Origin of the sequence: Streptomyces sp. NPDC053755, from assembly GCF_040677675.1 — a bacterium.
GTDB lineage: Bacteria > Actinomycetota > Actinomycetes > Streptomycetales > Streptomycetaceae > Streptomyces.
On the sequence record NZ_JBFASK010000021.1, the window covers coordinates 19874 to 35814 of the forward strand.

Here is a 15941-nt window from a genome sequence, read left to right on the forward strand (position 1 = left end):
CATGGCATACGGTGTGAAGATCGCCAAGGGCGACGCCTACAAGGGCGCCGCCAAGAAGCGCCGCCACATCCGCATCCGCAAGAACGTGTCGGGTACGGCGGAGCGTCCGCGCCTCGTCGTGACGCGTTCCAACCGCGGTATCACCGCTCAGGTCATCGACGACCTCAAGGGTCACACCCTTGCGTCCGCGTCGACCCTGGACGCGTCGATCCGTGGCGGCGAGGGTGACAAGTCCGCGCAGGCCAAGCAGGTCGGTTCCCTGGTCGCCGAGCGCGCCAAGGCCGCCGGTGTCGAGGCTGTCGTGTTCGACCGTGGTGGCAACAGGTACGCCGGGCGCATTGCCGCTCTGGCTGACGCCGCCCGCGAAGCCGGGCTGAAGTTCTAAGCCCCGGTTCCGGGACTAACGGACGTAACAGAGAGAGGTAATCCAATGGCTGGACCCCAGCGCCGCGGAAGCGGTGCCGGTGGCGGCGAGCGGCGGGACCGGAAGGGCCGCGACGGTGGCGCTGCCGCCGAGAAGACCGCGTACGTTGAGCGCGTTGTCGCGATCAACCGCGTCGCCAAGGTTGTCAAGGGTGGTCGCCGCTTCAGCTTCACCGCGCTGGTCGTGGTGGGCGACGGTGACGGCACCGTAGGTGTCGGTTACGGCAAGGCCAAGGAAGTTCCCGCGGCCATCGCCAAGGGCGTCGAGGAAGCCAAGAAGAACTTCTTCAAGGTTCCGCGCATCCAGGGCACCATCCCTCACCCGATCCAGGGCGAGAAGGCCGCGGGCGTCGTCCTGCTCAAGCCGGCTTCCCCCGGTACCGGTGTTATCGCCGGTGGCCCGGTGCGTGCCGTGCTCGAGTGCGCCGGCGTTCACGACATCCTGTCGAAGTCGCTCGGCTCCGACAACGCGATCAACATCGTGCACGCGACCGTGGAGGCCCTGAAGGGCCTGCAGCGTCCCGAGGAGATCGCGGCTCGCCGTGGTCTGCCCCTCGAGGACGTCGCTCCCGCGGCTCTCCTCCGTGCGCGTGCTGGGGCGGGTGCGTAATGGCTCGCCTCAAGGTCACGCAGACGAAGTCGTACATCGGCAGCAAGCAGAACCACCGCGACACCCTGCGTTCGCTCGGGCTCAAGCGCCTCGGCGACGTGGTTGTCAAGGAGGACCGCCCCGAGTTCCGCGGCATGGTGCACACCGTCCGCCACCTCGTGACGGTTGAGGAGGTTGACTGACATGGCGGAGAACAACCCGCTGAAGGCCCACAACCTCCGGCCTGCCCCGGGCGCCAAGACCGCCAAGACCCGTGTGGGTCGTGGTGAGGCGTCCAAGGGTAAGACCGCTGGTCGTGGTACCAAGGGCACGAAGGCCCGTTACCAGGTTCCGCAGCGCTTCGAGGGTGGGCAGATGCCCCTCCACATGCGCCTGCCGAAGCTGAAGGGCTTCAAGAACCCCTTCCGCACCGAGTACCAGGTCGTGAACCTGGACAAGCTCGGCGCTCTCTACCCCGAGGGTGGAGAGGTCACGGTGGCCGACCTGGTCGCCAAGGGCGCGGTGCGCAAGAACAGCCTCGTCAAGGTGCTCGGCACCGGTGAGGTCTCCGTGGCGCTGCAGGTGACGGTCGACGCCGTCTCCGGCTCCGCCAAGGAGAAGATCGCCGCCGCCGGCGGCACCGTCACCGAGCTCGTCTGAGACGACTCGATGGCCTGAACATCCGACCGGGGATGCCTCCCAAAAGGGGCATCCCCGGTTGGTCGTTCCTAGGGGGGCATGGTCGCCGGTAAGGTGGCGTGCACTGTCTAGGCTCCGTGCGGTATGCCCGCACGGTTTTCGTGACCGTTACCTATTCGTCGAACCTCAAGACCGTCACCTCATGCGCATGGCGCGGGGGTCGCAGGAGGCACCGTGCTCACCGCGTTCGCCCGGGCGTTCAAGACGCCCGACCTGCGCAAGAAGCTGCTCTTCACGCTCGGCATCATCGTGCTGTACCGGCTCGGGGCGCACATCCCCGTACCCGGTGTCAGCTACGAGGCCGTCCAGCAGTGTGTCGACCAGGCCAGCCAGGGCAACAACTCCCTGTTCGGCCTGGTGAACATGTTCAGTGGCGGGGCGCTGCTGCAGATCACCATCTTCGCGCTCGGCATCATGCCGTACATCACGGCGAGCATCATCCTGCAGCTGCTGACCGTCGTGATCCCGCGCCTGGAGGCCCTCAAGAAGGAGGGGCAGTCCGGCACCGCCAAGATCACGCAGTACACGCGCTATCTGACGATCGCTCTCGCCGTCCTCCAGGGCACCGGCCTCGTGGCGACCGCCCGCACCGGCGCTCTCTTCAGCGGCTGCACGGTGGCCAACCAGGTCGTCCCCGACCAGTCCATCTTCGTGACCGCCACGATGGTCATCACGATGACCGCGGGCACCGCCGTCGTCATGTGGCTCGGTGAGCTCGTCACCGACCGCGGCATCGGCAACGGCATGTCGATCCTGATGTTCATCTCGATCGCCGCCGGCTTCCCGGGCGCGCTGTGGGCCATCAAGGAGAGCGGCAAGCTCGCCAAGGGCTGGATCGAGTTCGGCACCGTCATCCTGATCGGCTTCGTGATGGTGGCGCTCGTCGTCTTCGTCGAGCAGGCCCAGCGCAGGATCCCGGTGCAGTACGCGAAGCGGATGATCGGCCGCAGGTCGTACGGCGGAACGTCCACATACATCCCGCTCAAGGTGAACCAGGCGGGTGTGATTCCCGTCATCTTCGCCTCGTCGCTGCTCTACATCCCGGCCTTGATCGCCCAGTTCTCCAGCTCCACCGCCGGGTGGAAGACCTGGATCGAAGCCCACTTCGTCAAGGGTGACCACCCCTACTACATCGCTACGTACTTCCTCCTGATCGTGTTCTTCGCCTTCTTCTACGTGGCGATCTCGTTCAACCCCGAGGAAGTCGCGGACAACATGAAGAAGTATGGTGGCTTCATCCCGGGTATCCGGGCTGGTCGACCTACTGCCGAGTATCTGAGCTACGTGCTCAACCGGATCACTTGGCCGGGCTCGCTGTATCTGGGTCTGATCGCTCTTGTGCCGACAATGGCGTTGGCAGGCTTCGGTGGCGCCAATGCCAACTTCCCCTTCGGTGGGACGAGCATCCTCATCATCGTGGGTGTGGGGCTGGAGACCGTGAAGCAGATCGAGAGCCAGCTCCAGCAGCGCAATTACGAAGGGTTCCTCCGCTGATGCGAATCGTCCTCGTCGGACCGCCCGGGGCCGGCAAGGGTACGCAGGCCGCGTTCCTTGCCAAGAACCTGGACATCCCGCACATCTCCACGGGTGACCTGTTCCGCGCCAACATCAGTCAGGGCACGGAGCTGGGCGTGAAGGCCAAGGCGTTCATGGACGCCGGCGACCTCGTGCCCGACGAGGTGACCATCGGGATGGCCAAGGACCGCATGGAGCAGCCGGACGCCGCGAACGGCTTCCTGCTCGACGGCTTCCCGCGCAACGTGGCCCAGGCCGAGGCGCTGGACGTGGTTCTGAAGGCCGAGGACATGCAGCTCGACGCGGTCCTGGACCTGGAGGTCCCCGAGGACGAGGTCGTGAAGCGGATCGCGGGGCGCCGCATCTGCCGCAACGACAGCGCGCACGTCTTCCACGTCGAGTACACCCCGCCGAAGGCCGAGGGCGTGTGCGACGTGTGCGGCGGCGAGCTCTACCAGCGTGACGACGACTCCGAGGCGACCGTCCGCCGGCGCCTGGAGGTCTACCACACGCAGACCGAGCCGATCATCGACTACTACCGGGCGCAGAACCTGGTCGTGACGATCTCGGCGCTCGGCAAGGTGGACGAGGTCACGGGCCGCGCGATGGCGGCCCTGAAGAAGAACTGACCTCGGTCGACCCCGGTTCGTGCGATACGGCCGCGGTGCCCCTCAGGGGCGCCGCGGCCGTATCGTTGTTCTGTCGTCCCGTAACCGATGGAAAGGCCCCCGCCACGATGGTGCAGATCAAGACCCCCGAGCAGATCGCGAAGATGCGCGAGGCGGGGCTGGTCGTCGCCGCCATCCATGCGGCGACCCGTGAGGCGGCCGTGCCGGGCGCCACGACGAAGGACCTGGACGAGGTCGCCCGCAAGGTGATCGCCGACCACGGGGCCAAGTCGAACTTCCTCGGGTACGGCGGCTTCCCCGCGACGATCTGCACCTCGGTGAACGAGGTCGTCGTCCACGGCATCCCCGACGAGAAGACCGTCCTGAAGGACGGGGACATCATCTCGATCGACTGCGGCGCCATCATCGACGGCTGGCACGGGGACGCGGCGTACACGGCCTTCGTGGGCTCGGGGCACGCCCCGGAGCTGATCGAGCTCTCCCGGGTCACCGAGGAGTCGATGTGGGCCGGTATCGCCGCCATGCGGAACGGCAACCGGCTGGTGGACATCTCGCGCGCGATCGAGACGTACATCCGCCGCCAGCCGAAGCCGGGCGGCGGCAAGTACGGCATCGTCGAGGACTACGGCGGCCACGGCATCGGCACCGAGATGCACATGGACCCGCACCTGCTGAACTACGTCTCCCGCAAGCGCGGCAAGGGCCCGAAGCTGGTCCCCGGCTTCTGCCTGGCGATCGAGCCGATGGTCTCCCTGGGCACGCCGCGGACGGAGGTCCTCGCCGACGACTGGACGGTCATCACGACGGACGGCACCTGGTCCTCCCACTGGGAGCACTCGGTCGCCCTCACGGAGGCCGGCCCGCTCGTCCTGACGGCCCCCGACGGCGGCAAGGCGAAGCTGGCCGAGCTGGGCGTGACGGCGGCGCCGGACCCGCTGGCGTAGCCGCCGGGACGCCGGCGGTGCGGACTGCGGCGTGGCTCCTTGCGTAAGGATCTTGCCGGGTGGGCAAACTTCCCGGATTCGTCTTTTCCAGGTGCCTGACGTAGACTGATGCGTCGGCTCTCGTGTACCCGTGTGTCCTCACCCGGATCGAGAGTCGATCAAGGTAGCCGATTCGAAAGGCGAAGCGTGGCCAAGAAGCAAGGTGCCATCGAAATCGAGGGCACCGTGATCGAGTCCCTCCCGAACGCCATGTTCAAGGTGGAGCTCCAGAACGGTCACAAGGTCCTCGCGCACATCTCCGGCAAGATGCGGATGCACTACATCCGAATCCTTCCGGACGACCGGGTCGTCGTGGAGCTCTCTCCGTACGACCTGACGCGTGGCCGGATCGTCTACCGGTACAAGTAGATCTTGCCCGCACCCCGCATCTTCCGTGCGCGGGTGGTGGCACTGACCCGGAGAACCTCACATCCCATGAAGGTCAAGCCGAGCGTCAAGAAGATCTGCGACAAGTGCAAGGTGATCCGCCGTCACGGCCGGGTCATGGTCATCTGCGACAACCTGCGCCACAAGCAGCGCCAGGGCTGACGCACGCCGACCGACCTGCACCTCCGCAGTTCTTCGCGCGACGCAAGCAACGTACATACGCAAGGCCCGCCCAGCCCGTAAGGGTCGGCGGCACCTCCGGCGGGGGCCGGGGACCCGGACGTACCACTTCTCGAATCCGAGGGGTCGGCGGTCGGGAGCGGCTTTGCGGAAGACCCCCGAACACACAGGAGCCATTGAATGGCACGCGTTTCCGGTGTTGACATCCCGCGCGAAAAGCGTGTGGAGATCGCACTCACCTACGTCTTCGGTATCGGGCGCACCCGGTCCAAGGAGATCCTCGCCTCCACCGGCGTGAACCCGAACACCCGCGTTCGTGACCTGGCCGAAGAGGACCTGGTCAAGATCCGCGAGTACGTGGACGCCAACCTCCAGACCGAGGGTGACCTCCGCCGCGAGATCCAGGCCGACATCCGCCGCAAGGTCGAGATCGGCTGCTACCAGGGTCTGCGTCACCGTCGTGGCCTTCCGGTCCACGGCCAGCGCACCAGCACGAACGCCCGTACCCGCAAGGGCCCGCGTCGCGCCATCGCCGGTAAGAAGAAGCCGGGCAAGAAGTAGTCCTCAGCGGACGCTTGACCACACGGTCTTCGCTGTAGGACCGACCACCTCCCGTAGGAGATATAGATGCCCCCCAAGGGTCGTCAGGGCGCTGCCAAGAAGGTGCGCCGCAAGGAAAAGAAGAACGTCGCTCACGGCCACGCGCACATCAAGAGCACGTTCAACAACACGATCGTCTCGATCACGGACCCGTCCGGCAACGTGATCTCCTGGGCCTCCGCCGGCCACGTCGGCTTCAAGGGCTCGCGCAAGTCCACCCCCTTCGCCGCGCAGATGGCCGCCGAGTCGGCCGCCCGTCGCGCGCAGGAGCACGGCATGCGCAAGGTCGACGTCTTCGTCAAGGGTCCGGGCTCCGGCCGCGAGACCGCGATCCGCTCCCTCCAGGCCACGGGCCTCGAGGTCGGTTCGATCCAGGACGTCACCCCCACGCCGCACAACGGCTGCCGTCCGCCGAAGCGTCGTCGCGTCTGACGCACGACCGGCGACGGTCTGGGTGTCCGGGCGGTACGACCCTTTCGGGGGCCGTGCCGCCCGTACCCTTGCAGTACGAGCAGTACCTGTCGGGCGTCAAATAGTGGGCGTCCACGACTGAAGGAACACACACCATGCTGATCGCTCAGCGTCCTTCGCTGACCGAAGAGGTCGTCGACGAATTCCGCTCGCGGTTCGTCATCGAGCCCCTGGAGCCGGGCTTCGGCTACACGCTCGGCAACAGCCTCCGTCGTACGCTCCTCTCCTCGATCCCGGGTGCGGCCGTCACGTCCATCCGCATCGACGGTGTCCTGCACGAGTTCACCACCGTGCCGGGCGTCAAGGAGGACGTCACCGACCTCATCCTCAACATCAAGCAGCTGGTCGTCTCCTCGGAGCACGACGAGCCGGTCGTGATGTACCTGCGCAAGCAGGGTCCCGGCCTGGTGACCGCTGCCGACATCGCCCCGCCGGCCGGTGTCGAGGTGCACAACCCCGACCTGGTGCTCGCCACGCTGAACGGCAAGGGCAAGCTGGAGATGGAGCTGACCGTCGAGCGCGGTCGCGGCTACGTCTCCGCCGTGCAGAACAAGCAGCTGGGCCAGGAGATCGGCCGCATCCCGGTCGACTCCATCTACTCCCCGGTGCTCAAGGTCACGTACAAGGTCGAGGCGACCCGTGTCGAGCAGCGCACCGACTTCGACAAGCTGATCGTCGACGTCGAGACCAAGCAGGCCATGCGGCCGCGTGACGCCATGGCGTCCGCCGGCAAGACCCTGGTCGAGCTGTTCGGTCTGGCGCGCGAGCTCAACATCGACGCCGAGGGCATCGACATGGGCCCGTCCCCGACGGACGCCGCCCTCGCCGCCGACCTGGCGCTGCCGATCGAGGAGCTCGAGCTCACCGTTCGTTCGTACAACTGCCTCAAGCGTGAGGGCATCCACTCCGTGGGTGAGCTCGTGGCGCGCTCCGAGGCCGACCTGCTCGACATCCGCAACTTCGGTGCGAAGTCGATCGACGAGGTCAAGGCGAAGCTGGCCGGCATGGGCCTGGCCCTCAAGGACAGCCCGCCCGGATTCGACCCGACCGCCGCCGCCGACGCCTTCGGCGCCGACGACGACGCGGACGCGGGCTTCGTCGAGACCGAGCAGTACTAGGAGCTCGGGCCGTTCCGGCCCGTACTTCGGGCGCGGGTGCGCTGCGGCTTGTCGCGCCCACGCGACGGAGTCGCACATCGACACCGCCCCGCGCCCCCTCCGGGCGCCCCCCTACGGGGGTAGCCCGGATCTCCGTCGGGCAGACGCCCGCGCGGACACTGACACCGGTACCTCACACGGCCGGTGCAGATCACAAGGAGAAACACCATGCCGCGTCCCACCAAGGGTGCCCGCCTCGGCGGCAGCGCCGCTCACGAGCGTCTGCTGCTCGCGAACCTGGCGAAGTCGCTCTTCGAGCACGGCCGCATCACGACGACCGAGGCCAAGGCCCGCCGCCTGCGTCCGGTCGCCGAGCGCCTGATCACCAAGGCGAAGAAGGGCGACATCCACAACCGTCGCCTGGTGCTGCAGACGATCACCGACAAGGGCATCGTCCACACCCTCTTCACCGAGATCGCGCCGCGCTACTCCGAGCGCCCGGGTGGCTACACCCGCATCACCAAGATCGGCAACCGTCGTGGCGACAACGCCCCGATGGCCGTGATCGAGCTGGTCGAGGGCGAGATCGCCAAGAAGGCGACCGTCGCCGAGGCCGAGGCCGCCACCAAGCGTGCGGTCAAGGAGTCGGACGAGGCCAAGGTCGAGGAGACCAAGGCCGAGGACGCCGCCGAGGCTCCGGCCGAGGAGGCGAAGGACGCGTAAGCGTTCTTCCGTTTTTCTCGTGGGCGGGCCCGTACCCCTGGGGTACGGGCCCGCTCCCGTACGCAGAGGGTTCGAGAGGAAGCAGCGCGTGAGCGACGACGTGCAGGCCGGGTTCGTACGCATCCGGCTCGACCTGTCCTATGACGGCAAGGACTTCTCCGGGTGGGCCAAGCAGGCTCAGGGGCAGCGGACGGTCCAGGGTGACATCGAGGCCGCCCTGAAGACCGTGACCCGCTCCCAGGAGACGTACGAGCTGACCGTCGCCGGCCGCACCGACGCCGGTGTGCACGCGCGGGGGCAGGTCGCCCACGTGGACCTGCCCGTCGAGCTGTGGAGCGAGCACCGGGACAAGCTGCTGCGGCGGCTCGCGGGACGCCTCTCCCACGACGTCCGGATCTGGCGGCTCACGGAGGCGCCGGCCGGGTTCAACGCCCGCTTCTCCGCGATCTGGCGCCGCTACGCCTACCGGGTGACCGACGACCCCGGCGGGGTCGACCCGCTCCTGCGCGGCCATGTCCTCTGGCACGACTGGACCCTCGACATGGACGCCATGAACGCCGCCGCCGAGCGGCTGGTGGGGGAGCACGACTTCGCCGCCTACTGCAAGAAGCGCGAGGGTGCCACCACCATCCGCACGCTCCAGGAGCTGCGCTGGGAGCGGCGGCCCGGCGGTGTGCTGGAGGCGACGGTGAAGGCGGACGCCTTCTGCCACAACATGGTCCGTTCGCTGGTGGGCGCGCTGCTGTTCGTGGGCGACGGGCACCGGCCGGTGGACTGGCCGGCGAAGGTGCTCGCGGCGGGCGTGCGGGACTCGGCGGTGCACGTGGTGCGCCCGCACGGGCTGACCCTCGAAGAGGTCGGCTACCCGGCGGACGACCTGCTGGCCGCCCGTAACGTGGAGGCCCGCAACAAGCGGACCCTGCCCGGAAGTGGCTGCTGCTGACTTATCGTTTATTCCGGCATTTCGGGTTAAAAGGCAATCGCGTGCAGCCGCGTCGCCAGGGCGCTCGTCCGCTCCCGCCATAGATTTCCGGCACGCCACCTCGTTCGGTGCGAGGAGGGCGGTCGGGAGTTCAGATGAGTGCAACCGAGGCCGCCCGTGCGACCGGGCTCGCCACAGGACGACAACGGCCACGACCGCGGCCGGCGAGGGACGATCCGGGATCGGCTCCGTCCGGCCTGCTGCCGGCACCCCCCACCGACGAGGAACGGGACGGCTACGCCCGGCGCCACCTCTGGGTGCTGACGGCCAGTTCGCTGATCAGCGTCGGCTGCCTGGCGGTCAGCCAGTTCCGGCTGGCGTCCTCCACGCCCCTGCTGTGGATGTTCGCCCCCCTCCTCACCTTCACGGTGGTCTACTACCTCGTCTCCCTGCGGGTGAACGCCTTCACCCGGGACTTCGACCTCGCCCGGCACCGCCGGCTGGTGCGCTCCTGGCGACCCGCCGCCCACCCCTCGGTGGACGTCTTCCTGCCGGTGTGCGGCGAACCCATCGAGGTGCTGCACAACACCTGGACCCATGTGCGGGCACTGGCCGACCGGTACCCCGGCGTCTGCGTGCCGTACGTCCTCGACGACTCGGCCGCCCCCGAACTGCGCGCGATGGCCGCTGACTTCGGCTTCCGCTACGGCAGCCGCCCCGAACGCGGCTGGTTCAAGAAGGCGGGCAACCTGCACTTCGGCTTCGGCCAGTCGGACGGCACCTACATCCTCGTCCTCGACGCCGACTTCGCCCCGCGCGCCGACCTGCTCGACGAACTGCTCCCGTACCTGGAGACGGACGGGCGGACCGCGATCGTCCAGTCACCGCAGTACTTCCGGGTCCTCGACGCGCAGAACTGGATCGAACGCGGAGCCGGGGCCGTACAGGAACTCTTCTACCGCGCCGTCCAGGTCTCCCGGCAGGGCCGTGACGGCGCCATCTGTGTCGGCAGCTGCGCCGTCTACCGGCGGGCGGCGCTGGCGGAGAACGGCGGGACCACGCTGATCGAGCACTCCGAGGACGTCCACACCGGCTTCGACCTGCGCTGCCTCGGCTGGGACCTGCGCTATGTGCCCGTGGCCCTGTCGGCAGGGGTGTGCCCGGACACCGCCGGAGCCTTCTTCAACCAGCAGTACCGCTGGTGCGCCGGCTCCATGAGCCTGCTGGGCAGCCTGAAGTTCTGGCAGGCGAAGCTCACCTTCGGCAGCCGCCTGTGCTATCTGTCCGGGTTCTTCTACTACCTCCACACGGCGCTCTTCACCTTCGCCGCCCCCCTCGTCCCGATCGTCCTGCTGCTGGCCTTCCCGGACAAGCCACGGGTGGAGTTCCTCTGGCTGGTGCTGCCCAGCATCGTCTACACCACGGTCGTCTTCCCCCTGTGGCACCGCGTTCCCTACCGCCTGGAGGCCTGGGCCGTCCGCATGATGTACGGCTGGGCGCACGTCTTCGCGATCTGGGACTGCCTGGCCGGACGGCGCCGGGGCTGGCAGGCCACCGGATCCAGCCAGGCCAGGGGGGACGGGACCGGACGGTTCCGGGCCGGACTGTGGCTCTGGGGCGGTGGCACCGCCGTGGTCTGGGTGACGGCCGCGGTCTGGCGGACGCTCACGCTCGACGCCTACGACTTCGCCCTGCTGCTCTCCTCCGGACTCTTCTACGCACTGATCGTCGGCCGGGCTCTCGTACAGCCCCGGACGGAAGGGGACGACTGATGGGCCCGCGTGTCATCGCAGCGGCGGCGCTGCTCCTCGCCGCACTGCTCGCCCTGACGGGGTGCGCGCCGGATCCGCGTGCGGCCGCGCCGGCCCCGCACCCCGCGGCGCCCCGGACGGCGCCCGAACTCCCCTACGACGTGCGGCCCTTGCTGCACCCGGCGAAGAAGTACTTCGGCACGTCGGTGGCGGGGGCGCCGAACTCCATGAAGCCGGTCGACGACTACGCCGACAGGGTCGGCAAGCGGCCCAACCTCATCGGCTACTACGCGGCCTGGGGCGACGGGTTCGACGTCAGCGGTGTGCGCAACGCCTGGCAGTCGGGCGCGCTGACCGTCGTGTCCTGGGAGCCCTTCGGCACCTCCCTGAAGGAGATCGCCTCCGGCGCCTCGGACCCGTACATCGAGAAGTACGCGAGCGGGGTACGGAAGCTCAACCTGCCCGTCGTCATCACCTTCGCCGACGAGATGAACGGTTTCTGGGACCGTTGGGGCACGGAACACACCACGCCCGAGGTCTACGTCGACGCCTGGCGCCACATCCACGACGTCTTCACGGAGGTCGGCGCGGCCAACGTGATCTGGGCCTGGTCGCCGAACGTCGTCAACCCCGTGAAGGACGTGGCGCTGGAGCCGTACTACCCGGGAGACGCGTTCGTCGACTGGGTGGGCATGGTCGGCTACTTCACCTACGACGACCCGCCGGACACCTTCGCCGAACTCTTCGGGCCGACCATCGAACAGGTCCGCACCTTCAGCTCCAAGCCCCTGCTGATCCTCGAGACGGCCGCCGAGCCCGGCGGACGCAGAAGCGCCGACATGCGGCAGCTCTTCGAAGGGGTGAGGGCGAACCCCGACATCCTCGGCTTCGTCTGGTTCGACCACAAGGCGCCCCGCGCCGACTGGCGACTGGCCCAGGGCCCGGACGGGCTCGACGAGTTCAGGCGCCTGGCCGCGGACGACCTCTACGGCTTCGACGTCCGGAGGGCCTCATGACCTCCACCGAGCCACGCGCCGGGGTGCTCCCCCCGGCCTCCCGGCCCCCGGGCGGACCGGCGTACAGCGTCCCGAGCCCCCCGGAAGCGGCCTGGAGCACCGCGGGCGGTCCGCGGCGCAGGTGGATCGCGCGGGCGGTCCTCCTCACGGTCCTGGCCCTGCAGGCGGCCCTCGCGCTGCGCCTGGAGAACACCGCCCACCAGGACGAGGCCCTGTTCCTGAGCGCGGGACACGCGCAGCTCGCGCACCTGCTGCACGGGACCGAGATGCCGACGGACCACGGAAGTCACCTCTCCGGGTCCCCGGTCCTCTATCCCGCCCTCGCCGCCCTGGTCGACGAGTGGTTCGGACTCACCGGCGCCCGCCTGCTCAGCCTGCTGTCCATGCTCGGCGCCACGACGCTGCTGTACGCGCTCACCCGCCGGCTGTTCAACGAGCGGGCGGCGCTGGCCGCGGCGGCGCTCTACGCGGTGACCCAGTCGACGATCGTGCTCGGCAACTTCGCCACCAACGACGCGCCGGCGGTCTTCCTGCTCGCGCTGACGGCCTGGATCGTCGTCCGGACCGCCCGGGCGCACCCGGCCATGGTGCTGCTCGCGGCGCCGGCCGCCGCGCTCGCGGTGGTGACGAACCACGCCTCCGCGCTGTATCTGCCGACCTTGGTCCTGCTCGCCGCGCTGGTCTCGTGGCCGCACCGGGGCAGAGCGGGACTGGTCCGGGCGGCCCTGTTCGCGCCGGCCACCGGAGGTCTGCTGGTGGCGGGCCTCCGGTGGACCGGGCTGTTCGACGGCGCCCCCGCCACCACCACGGCCCGCCCGGACGGCACCGACACGGCCCTGGACCTCCTCGCGAAGTCGGCGGGCTGGGGCGGTCTGCTCTTTCTGACCGCGTGCTTCGGCGCGGTGGCGTACGCCCGCCGCGGGCGGATGAACGAGTCACCGCGGGCCCGCCTGTCCGGTGTCCCCGGCCGGGCCTGGCGGGTGTCGCTGGGGCTGGTGCTGTGCGGGACGGCGCTGCTCGCCCCGGCCTGTCAGATCCACCTCGCGGCGCACGTCGCGCTCTACAAGCACCTGGGGTTCGGGCTGTTGTTCGCCGCGCCGATGGCGGGGGTCGGCCTGACGAGGCTCGTCGGCGCCCACGTCCGTCATCCGCAGCTCGCCTGCGGCCTGTGGGTGCTCACGCTCTGCCTGGGCGCGGCCCAGTCGGCCGAACGCTTCGTCTCCTGGCCCGAGTCGGACCGGCTCGCCGCGTCGCTGCGGCAGTACGTGACCCCGGGCGCCGGGCGCTATCTCGCGTCCCAGCCCCACGTGCCCGTCTACTACCTCCGGGACATCACCGACCAGGCGCGCTGGACCTCCCTCCACGGCATCGGCTACCGCGACGCCGGGGGCGCCCTCCACACAGGCGCCGACGGCCACCGCGAGGCGCTCGACGACGGCTGGTTCGACCTGGTCGTCCTGGACGGACGGACGCGGATGGACGCCATCGTCACCGAGGCGCTGAAGGACAGCGGCCGCTACCGTCTGCTCGGCGTCGTGCCCTACCGGCTCGGCGGAGGGCCCGGCGACTACCGGATCTGGGTGAAGAGGTGAGCCCGCCGACGGGACGTGCCGAGCGGCGTCGCGCCCTCGCCTGCTTCCTGGCGCCCACCGCCCTCGCGCTCGCCGTCATCCTGCCGGGCCTCGGCCGCCGCCAGCTGTGGTTCGACGAGTACGCCACCTGGTGGGCGACCACCCTGTCGTACCGGGACTTCGCCCGTCTCACGGACAACATCGACATCGTCTTCGTGCCGTTCTACACCGCCATGCGCGCCTGGACCTGGCTGGCGGGCGTCTCGGAGGCCGCCCTGCGCCTCCCCGAGGCGCTCGCGATGGGGGTCTCGGCGGGGCTGGTGGCCCTCGTCGGCCGCCGGCTCCTGACCACCCGCGCCGGAGTCGTGGCCGGGCTGCTCTTCGCCCTGGTCCCCACCGTCACCCGGTACGGGCAGGAGGCCCGCCCCTACGCCTTCGCGATGCTCTTCGCGCTGACGGCCACGCTGCTGCTGCTCCGAGCCCTCGACCGGCCGTGTCTGCGGACCTGGGCGGGCTACACGGCGGCGGTCGCGCTGACCGGCTTCAGCCACATGGTCGCGCTCGCCGTCCTCGCGGCCCACGCCCTGGCCGTCGCGCACGCCCGCAGGGGCGGTGACGCCGTGGCGCCGTGGGCGTTCGGCTGCGCGGCGCTCGTCGGCACGTCCTGCGTCCTTCCCATGGTCTACCGGGGAACGGCGCAGAGCGGTCAGATCGCCTGGAACGACCTGTCCGGCCGGAGGATCGGCATGTACGGGGCGGACCTGTTCGGGTCATGGGTCGCGTTCGGCGTGGTGCTGGTGCTCGTACTCCTGGGCGCGGGGGCGGTGCGCCGGCTCGCCCCCGGCCGGGGGGCGCTGCCCTTCCTCGCCGTCTGGGCGCTGCTCCCTGCGGTGGCGACCGCCCTGACCGGCCCTTGGCTGCACCTCTTCCTGCCCCGGTACCTGCTGTTCACCGTCCCGGCCTGGACCCTGCTCGCCGCGGTGGGCGCCGTCCGGTGCCACGACGTGGTCACCGGGGAGGGCCGGAAGGGCCTCTGGTGGTGGACGCGGGGCGTGCTCATGGGGGCCGCCGCCTCGGCCCTCCTCGCGGTCCCGCTCGCCCCCGCGCTGGGCAAGGCCCGGCAGGACCTCGTGTTCGAGCCCGACTACGCGGGTGCGGCCCGTGTCGTGAAGGCCGCCCAGCGGCCCGGCGACGCCATCCTCTACCACCGCAGCCTCAGCTCGCGCATGGCGTTGGCCTACCAGCTACGCGACGGCTCCCGGCCCAGGGACGTGCTGATGAAGGGGGCACCGCAGAAGAGGGGGTGGTTCGAAGCGTACGAGTACGAGCCCTCCGCCGAGCGGCTGGCCGGCGCCGCCCGGGTGTGGTTCGTCGCGCCCGGCGACGACGGCGCGTCGACACCGAAGGCGAAGGCGCTGAGGCACGGCTTCGCGGTGGTCCGCACCGAGCGGCTGCACCTCATGACGGTCCAGCTCCTGGAGCGCCGCCCTCACTCCCCGGGCGCGCCCGCCGCCGCGGCGGCCTGGGTGCGGCCGCGGGCGTAGATCTGGTTGAAGGCGAAGGTGCCCAGGTCGTCGCTGGCCTGGAAGACGGCCTTGTCCGCCGAGGTGACCTTCTTGCCGCTGGTGAAGCCCGCCTGGGTGAAGTAGGCGTACCGCCCGATCGCGTTCGCGCGGCGCAGGCAGACCGTGGCGCGGCAGAAGTCGGCCACCCCGGCGCCCGCGAGCGGGGCGATGCCGCCCTCGGCCTGGTTCTTCGCCTTGAGGGCCTCGGCCTCGGTGGAGAAGAGGGCCACGCCGACCGTGATGGCGACCCCGTCCTTCACGTAGGTGGCGCGCAGCAGCCGGTCGCAGCCGTTCTTCTCCAGGACGGAGCCGAGCGCGCCCTGGGTGACGCCCGCGCAGTTCGTCGTGGCCGAGGTCGCGCCCTTCGCGTAGGCGCGGTCGTTCATCGTGAACTTCCTGCCCGGGAAGAGTCCCTCGGCGCTGAGCGGTGCCTTGTCCTTCTTCTCGTCGGAGATGTAGTCCATGGGGTCCGGCGGGGGCGGCGGGGCCACGGAGGAGAACGTCGGCTCCGGGGTGGGGGATGCGCCGGCGCCCACGGAGCCGGTGGGGGTGGTGCCGCCGTTCTTGGCGGTGTCGCCGTCACCGCCGCTGACGATCGCGGTGGCGACGATGGCGCCGACCGCGAGCGTGGCGAGCGTGCCGCCGCCGATCATCAGCCAGCGCTTGCGCCGGCTACGGGCCGCGGACGCGTCGGCGAGGGCGCCCCAGTCCGGTGTCCCCGGCGCCTGCGCCCCCGGAAACGGGTTCGGCTGCTGTCCGTACGGCTGCTGCTGCGACCCCTGCGGCCACTGCGGTCCCCCAAAGCTCATGCCGCGCATCC

The 15941-nt window shown here is 69.7% G+C and carries 19 protein-coding genes; 18 read left to right on the forward strand and 1 reads right to left on the reverse strand.

The window, feature by feature from the left end; genetic code table 11:
- The first annotated feature begins 1 nt into the window (after window position 1).
- From rplR to AB0K65_RS20690, 18 genes are all read left to right on the forward strand, one after another.
- Entirely contained in the window at window positions 2-385 is a 384-nt protein-coding gene (gene rplR / locus AB0K65_RS20605) for a 50S ribosomal protein L18 (RefSeq protein WP_056651228.1), read from the forward strand.
- A 45-nt stretch (window positions 386-430) separates the two neighbouring features.
- Window positions 431-1033 (forward strand): 30S ribosomal protein S5, encoded by a 603-nt coding sequence (gene rpsE / locus AB0K65_RS20610; RefSeq protein WP_015035588.1) that lies wholly within the window; start codon window positions 431-433, stop codon window positions 1031-1033.
- The gene (gene rpmD, locus AB0K65_RS20615) at window positions 1033-1215 is read left to right on the forward strand and encodes a 50S ribosomal protein L30 (protein WP_041130781.1); all 183 of its coding nucleotides are present in this window, start codon (window positions 1033-1035) and stop codon (window positions 1213-1215) included. Before rpsE ends, rpmD begins: the two co-directional genes overlap by 1 nt.
- A 1-nt stretch (window position 1216) precedes the next feature.
- Window positions 1217-1672: a 50S ribosomal protein L15 gene (rplO, locus tag AB0K65_RS20620; protein ID WP_158989434.1), complete on the forward strand. Its 456-nt coding sequence runs from the start codon at window positions 1217-1219 to the stop codon at window positions 1670-1672.
- Between the two features lie 213 nt (window positions 1673-1885).
- Window positions 1886-3205 carry a preprotein translocase subunit SecY gene (secY, locus tag AB0K65_RS20625; RefSeq protein ID WP_365718485.1) on the forward strand — a complete coding sequence of 440 codons (1320 nt, stop codon included), beginning with the start codon at window positions 1886-1888 and terminating at the stop codon, window positions 3203-3205.
- Entirely contained in the window at window positions 3205-3855 is a 651-nt protein-coding gene (locus tag AB0K65_RS20630; RefSeq protein ID WP_365718487.1) for an adenylate kinase, read from the forward strand. The genes secY and AB0K65_RS20630 overlap by 1 nt, the downstream gene beginning before the upstream one ends.
- A 107-nt stretch (window positions 3856-3962) precedes the next feature.
- A complete protein-coding gene (gene map / locus AB0K65_RS20635; RefSeq protein WP_365718489.1) occupies window positions 3963-4799 on the forward strand; it encodes a type I methionyl aminopeptidase in 837 nt (278 codons plus the stop codon).
- A gap of 186 nt (window positions 4800-4985) precedes the next feature.
- The gene (gene infA / locus AB0K65_RS20640) at window positions 4986-5207 is read left to right on the forward strand and encodes a translation initiation factor IF-1 (RefSeq protein WP_003956442.1); all 222 of its coding nucleotides are present in this window, start codon (window positions 4986-4988) and stop codon (window positions 5205-5207) included.
- Between the two features lie 66 nt (window positions 5208-5273).
- Window positions 5274-5387 (forward strand): 50S ribosomal protein L36, encoded by a 114-nt coding sequence (gene rpmJ / locus AB0K65_RS20645; protein ID WP_003956441.1) that lies wholly within the window; start codon window positions 5274-5276, stop codon window positions 5385-5387.
- Between the two features lie 198 nt (window positions 5388-5585).
- Window positions 5586-5966 carry a 30S ribosomal protein S13 gene (gene rpsM, locus AB0K65_RS20650; RefSeq protein ID WP_365718491.1) on the forward strand — a complete coding sequence of 127 codons (381 nt, stop codon included), beginning with the start codon at window positions 5586-5588 and terminating at the stop codon, window positions 5964-5966.
- 66 nt (window positions 5967-6032) lie between these two features.
- Window positions 6033-6437 (forward strand): 30S ribosomal protein S11, encoded by a 405-nt coding sequence (rpsK, locus tag AB0K65_RS20655; RefSeq protein ID WP_003956432.1) that lies wholly within the window; start codon window positions 6033-6035, stop codon window positions 6435-6437.
- 134 nt (window positions 6438-6571) lie between these two features.
- Window positions 6572-7594, forward strand: a complete 1023-nt coding sequence (locus AB0K65_RS20660; protein WP_069171149.1) for a DNA-directed RNA polymerase subunit alpha — start codon at window positions 6572-6574, stop codon at window positions 7592-7594.
- Window positions 7595-7801: 207 nt separating this feature from the next.
- On the forward strand, window positions 7802-8296 hold the full coding sequence (rplQ, locus tag AB0K65_RS20665; protein WP_365718493.1) for a 50S ribosomal protein L17: 495 nt from the start codon (window positions 7802-7804) through the stop codon (window positions 8294-8296).
- An 88-nt stretch (window positions 8297-8384) separates the two neighbouring features.
- Window positions 8385-9239, forward strand: coding sequence for a tRNA pseudouridine(38-40) synthase TruA (gene truA, locus AB0K65_RS20670; RefSeq protein WP_365718495.1), 855 nt, complete (start codon window positions 8385-8387; stop codon window positions 9237-9239).
- A gap of 380 nt (window positions 9240-9619) precedes the next feature.
- Complete coding sequence (locus tag AB0K65_RS20675) at window positions 9620-10990, forward strand: glycosyltransferase family 2 protein (protein WP_365718645.1); 1371 nt, start codon at window positions 9620-9622, stop codon at window positions 10988-10990.
- A complete protein-coding gene (locus AB0K65_RS20680; RefSeq protein ID WP_365718497.1) occupies window positions 10990-11985 on the forward strand; it encodes a glycosyl hydrolase in 996 nt (331 codons plus the stop codon). Before AB0K65_RS20675 ends, AB0K65_RS20680 begins: the two co-directional genes overlap by 1 nt.
- Window positions 11982-13577, forward strand: a complete 1596-nt coding sequence (locus AB0K65_RS20685; RefSeq protein WP_365718499.1) for a glycosyltransferase family 39 protein — start codon at window positions 11982-11984, stop codon at window positions 13575-13577. Before AB0K65_RS20680 ends, AB0K65_RS20685 begins: the two co-directional genes overlap by 4 nt.
- Window positions 13574-15100: a glycosyltransferase family 39 protein gene (locus tag AB0K65_RS20690; protein ID WP_365718501.1), complete on the forward strand. Its 1527-nt coding sequence runs from the start codon at window positions 13574-13576 to the stop codon at window positions 15098-15100. Before AB0K65_RS20685 ends, AB0K65_RS20690 begins: the two co-directional genes overlap by 4 nt.
- Here AB0K65_RS20690 and AB0K65_RS20695 read toward each other — a convergent pair.
- On the reverse strand, window positions 15046-15930 hold the full coding sequence (locus tag AB0K65_RS20695) for a hypothetical protein (protein WP_365718503.1): 885 nt from the start codon (window positions 15928-15930) through the stop codon (window positions 15046-15048). The two genes, AB0K65_RS20690 and AB0K65_RS20695, sit on opposite strands and share 55 nt — an antisense overlap.
- Window positions 15931-15941 lie beyond the last annotated feature (11 nt).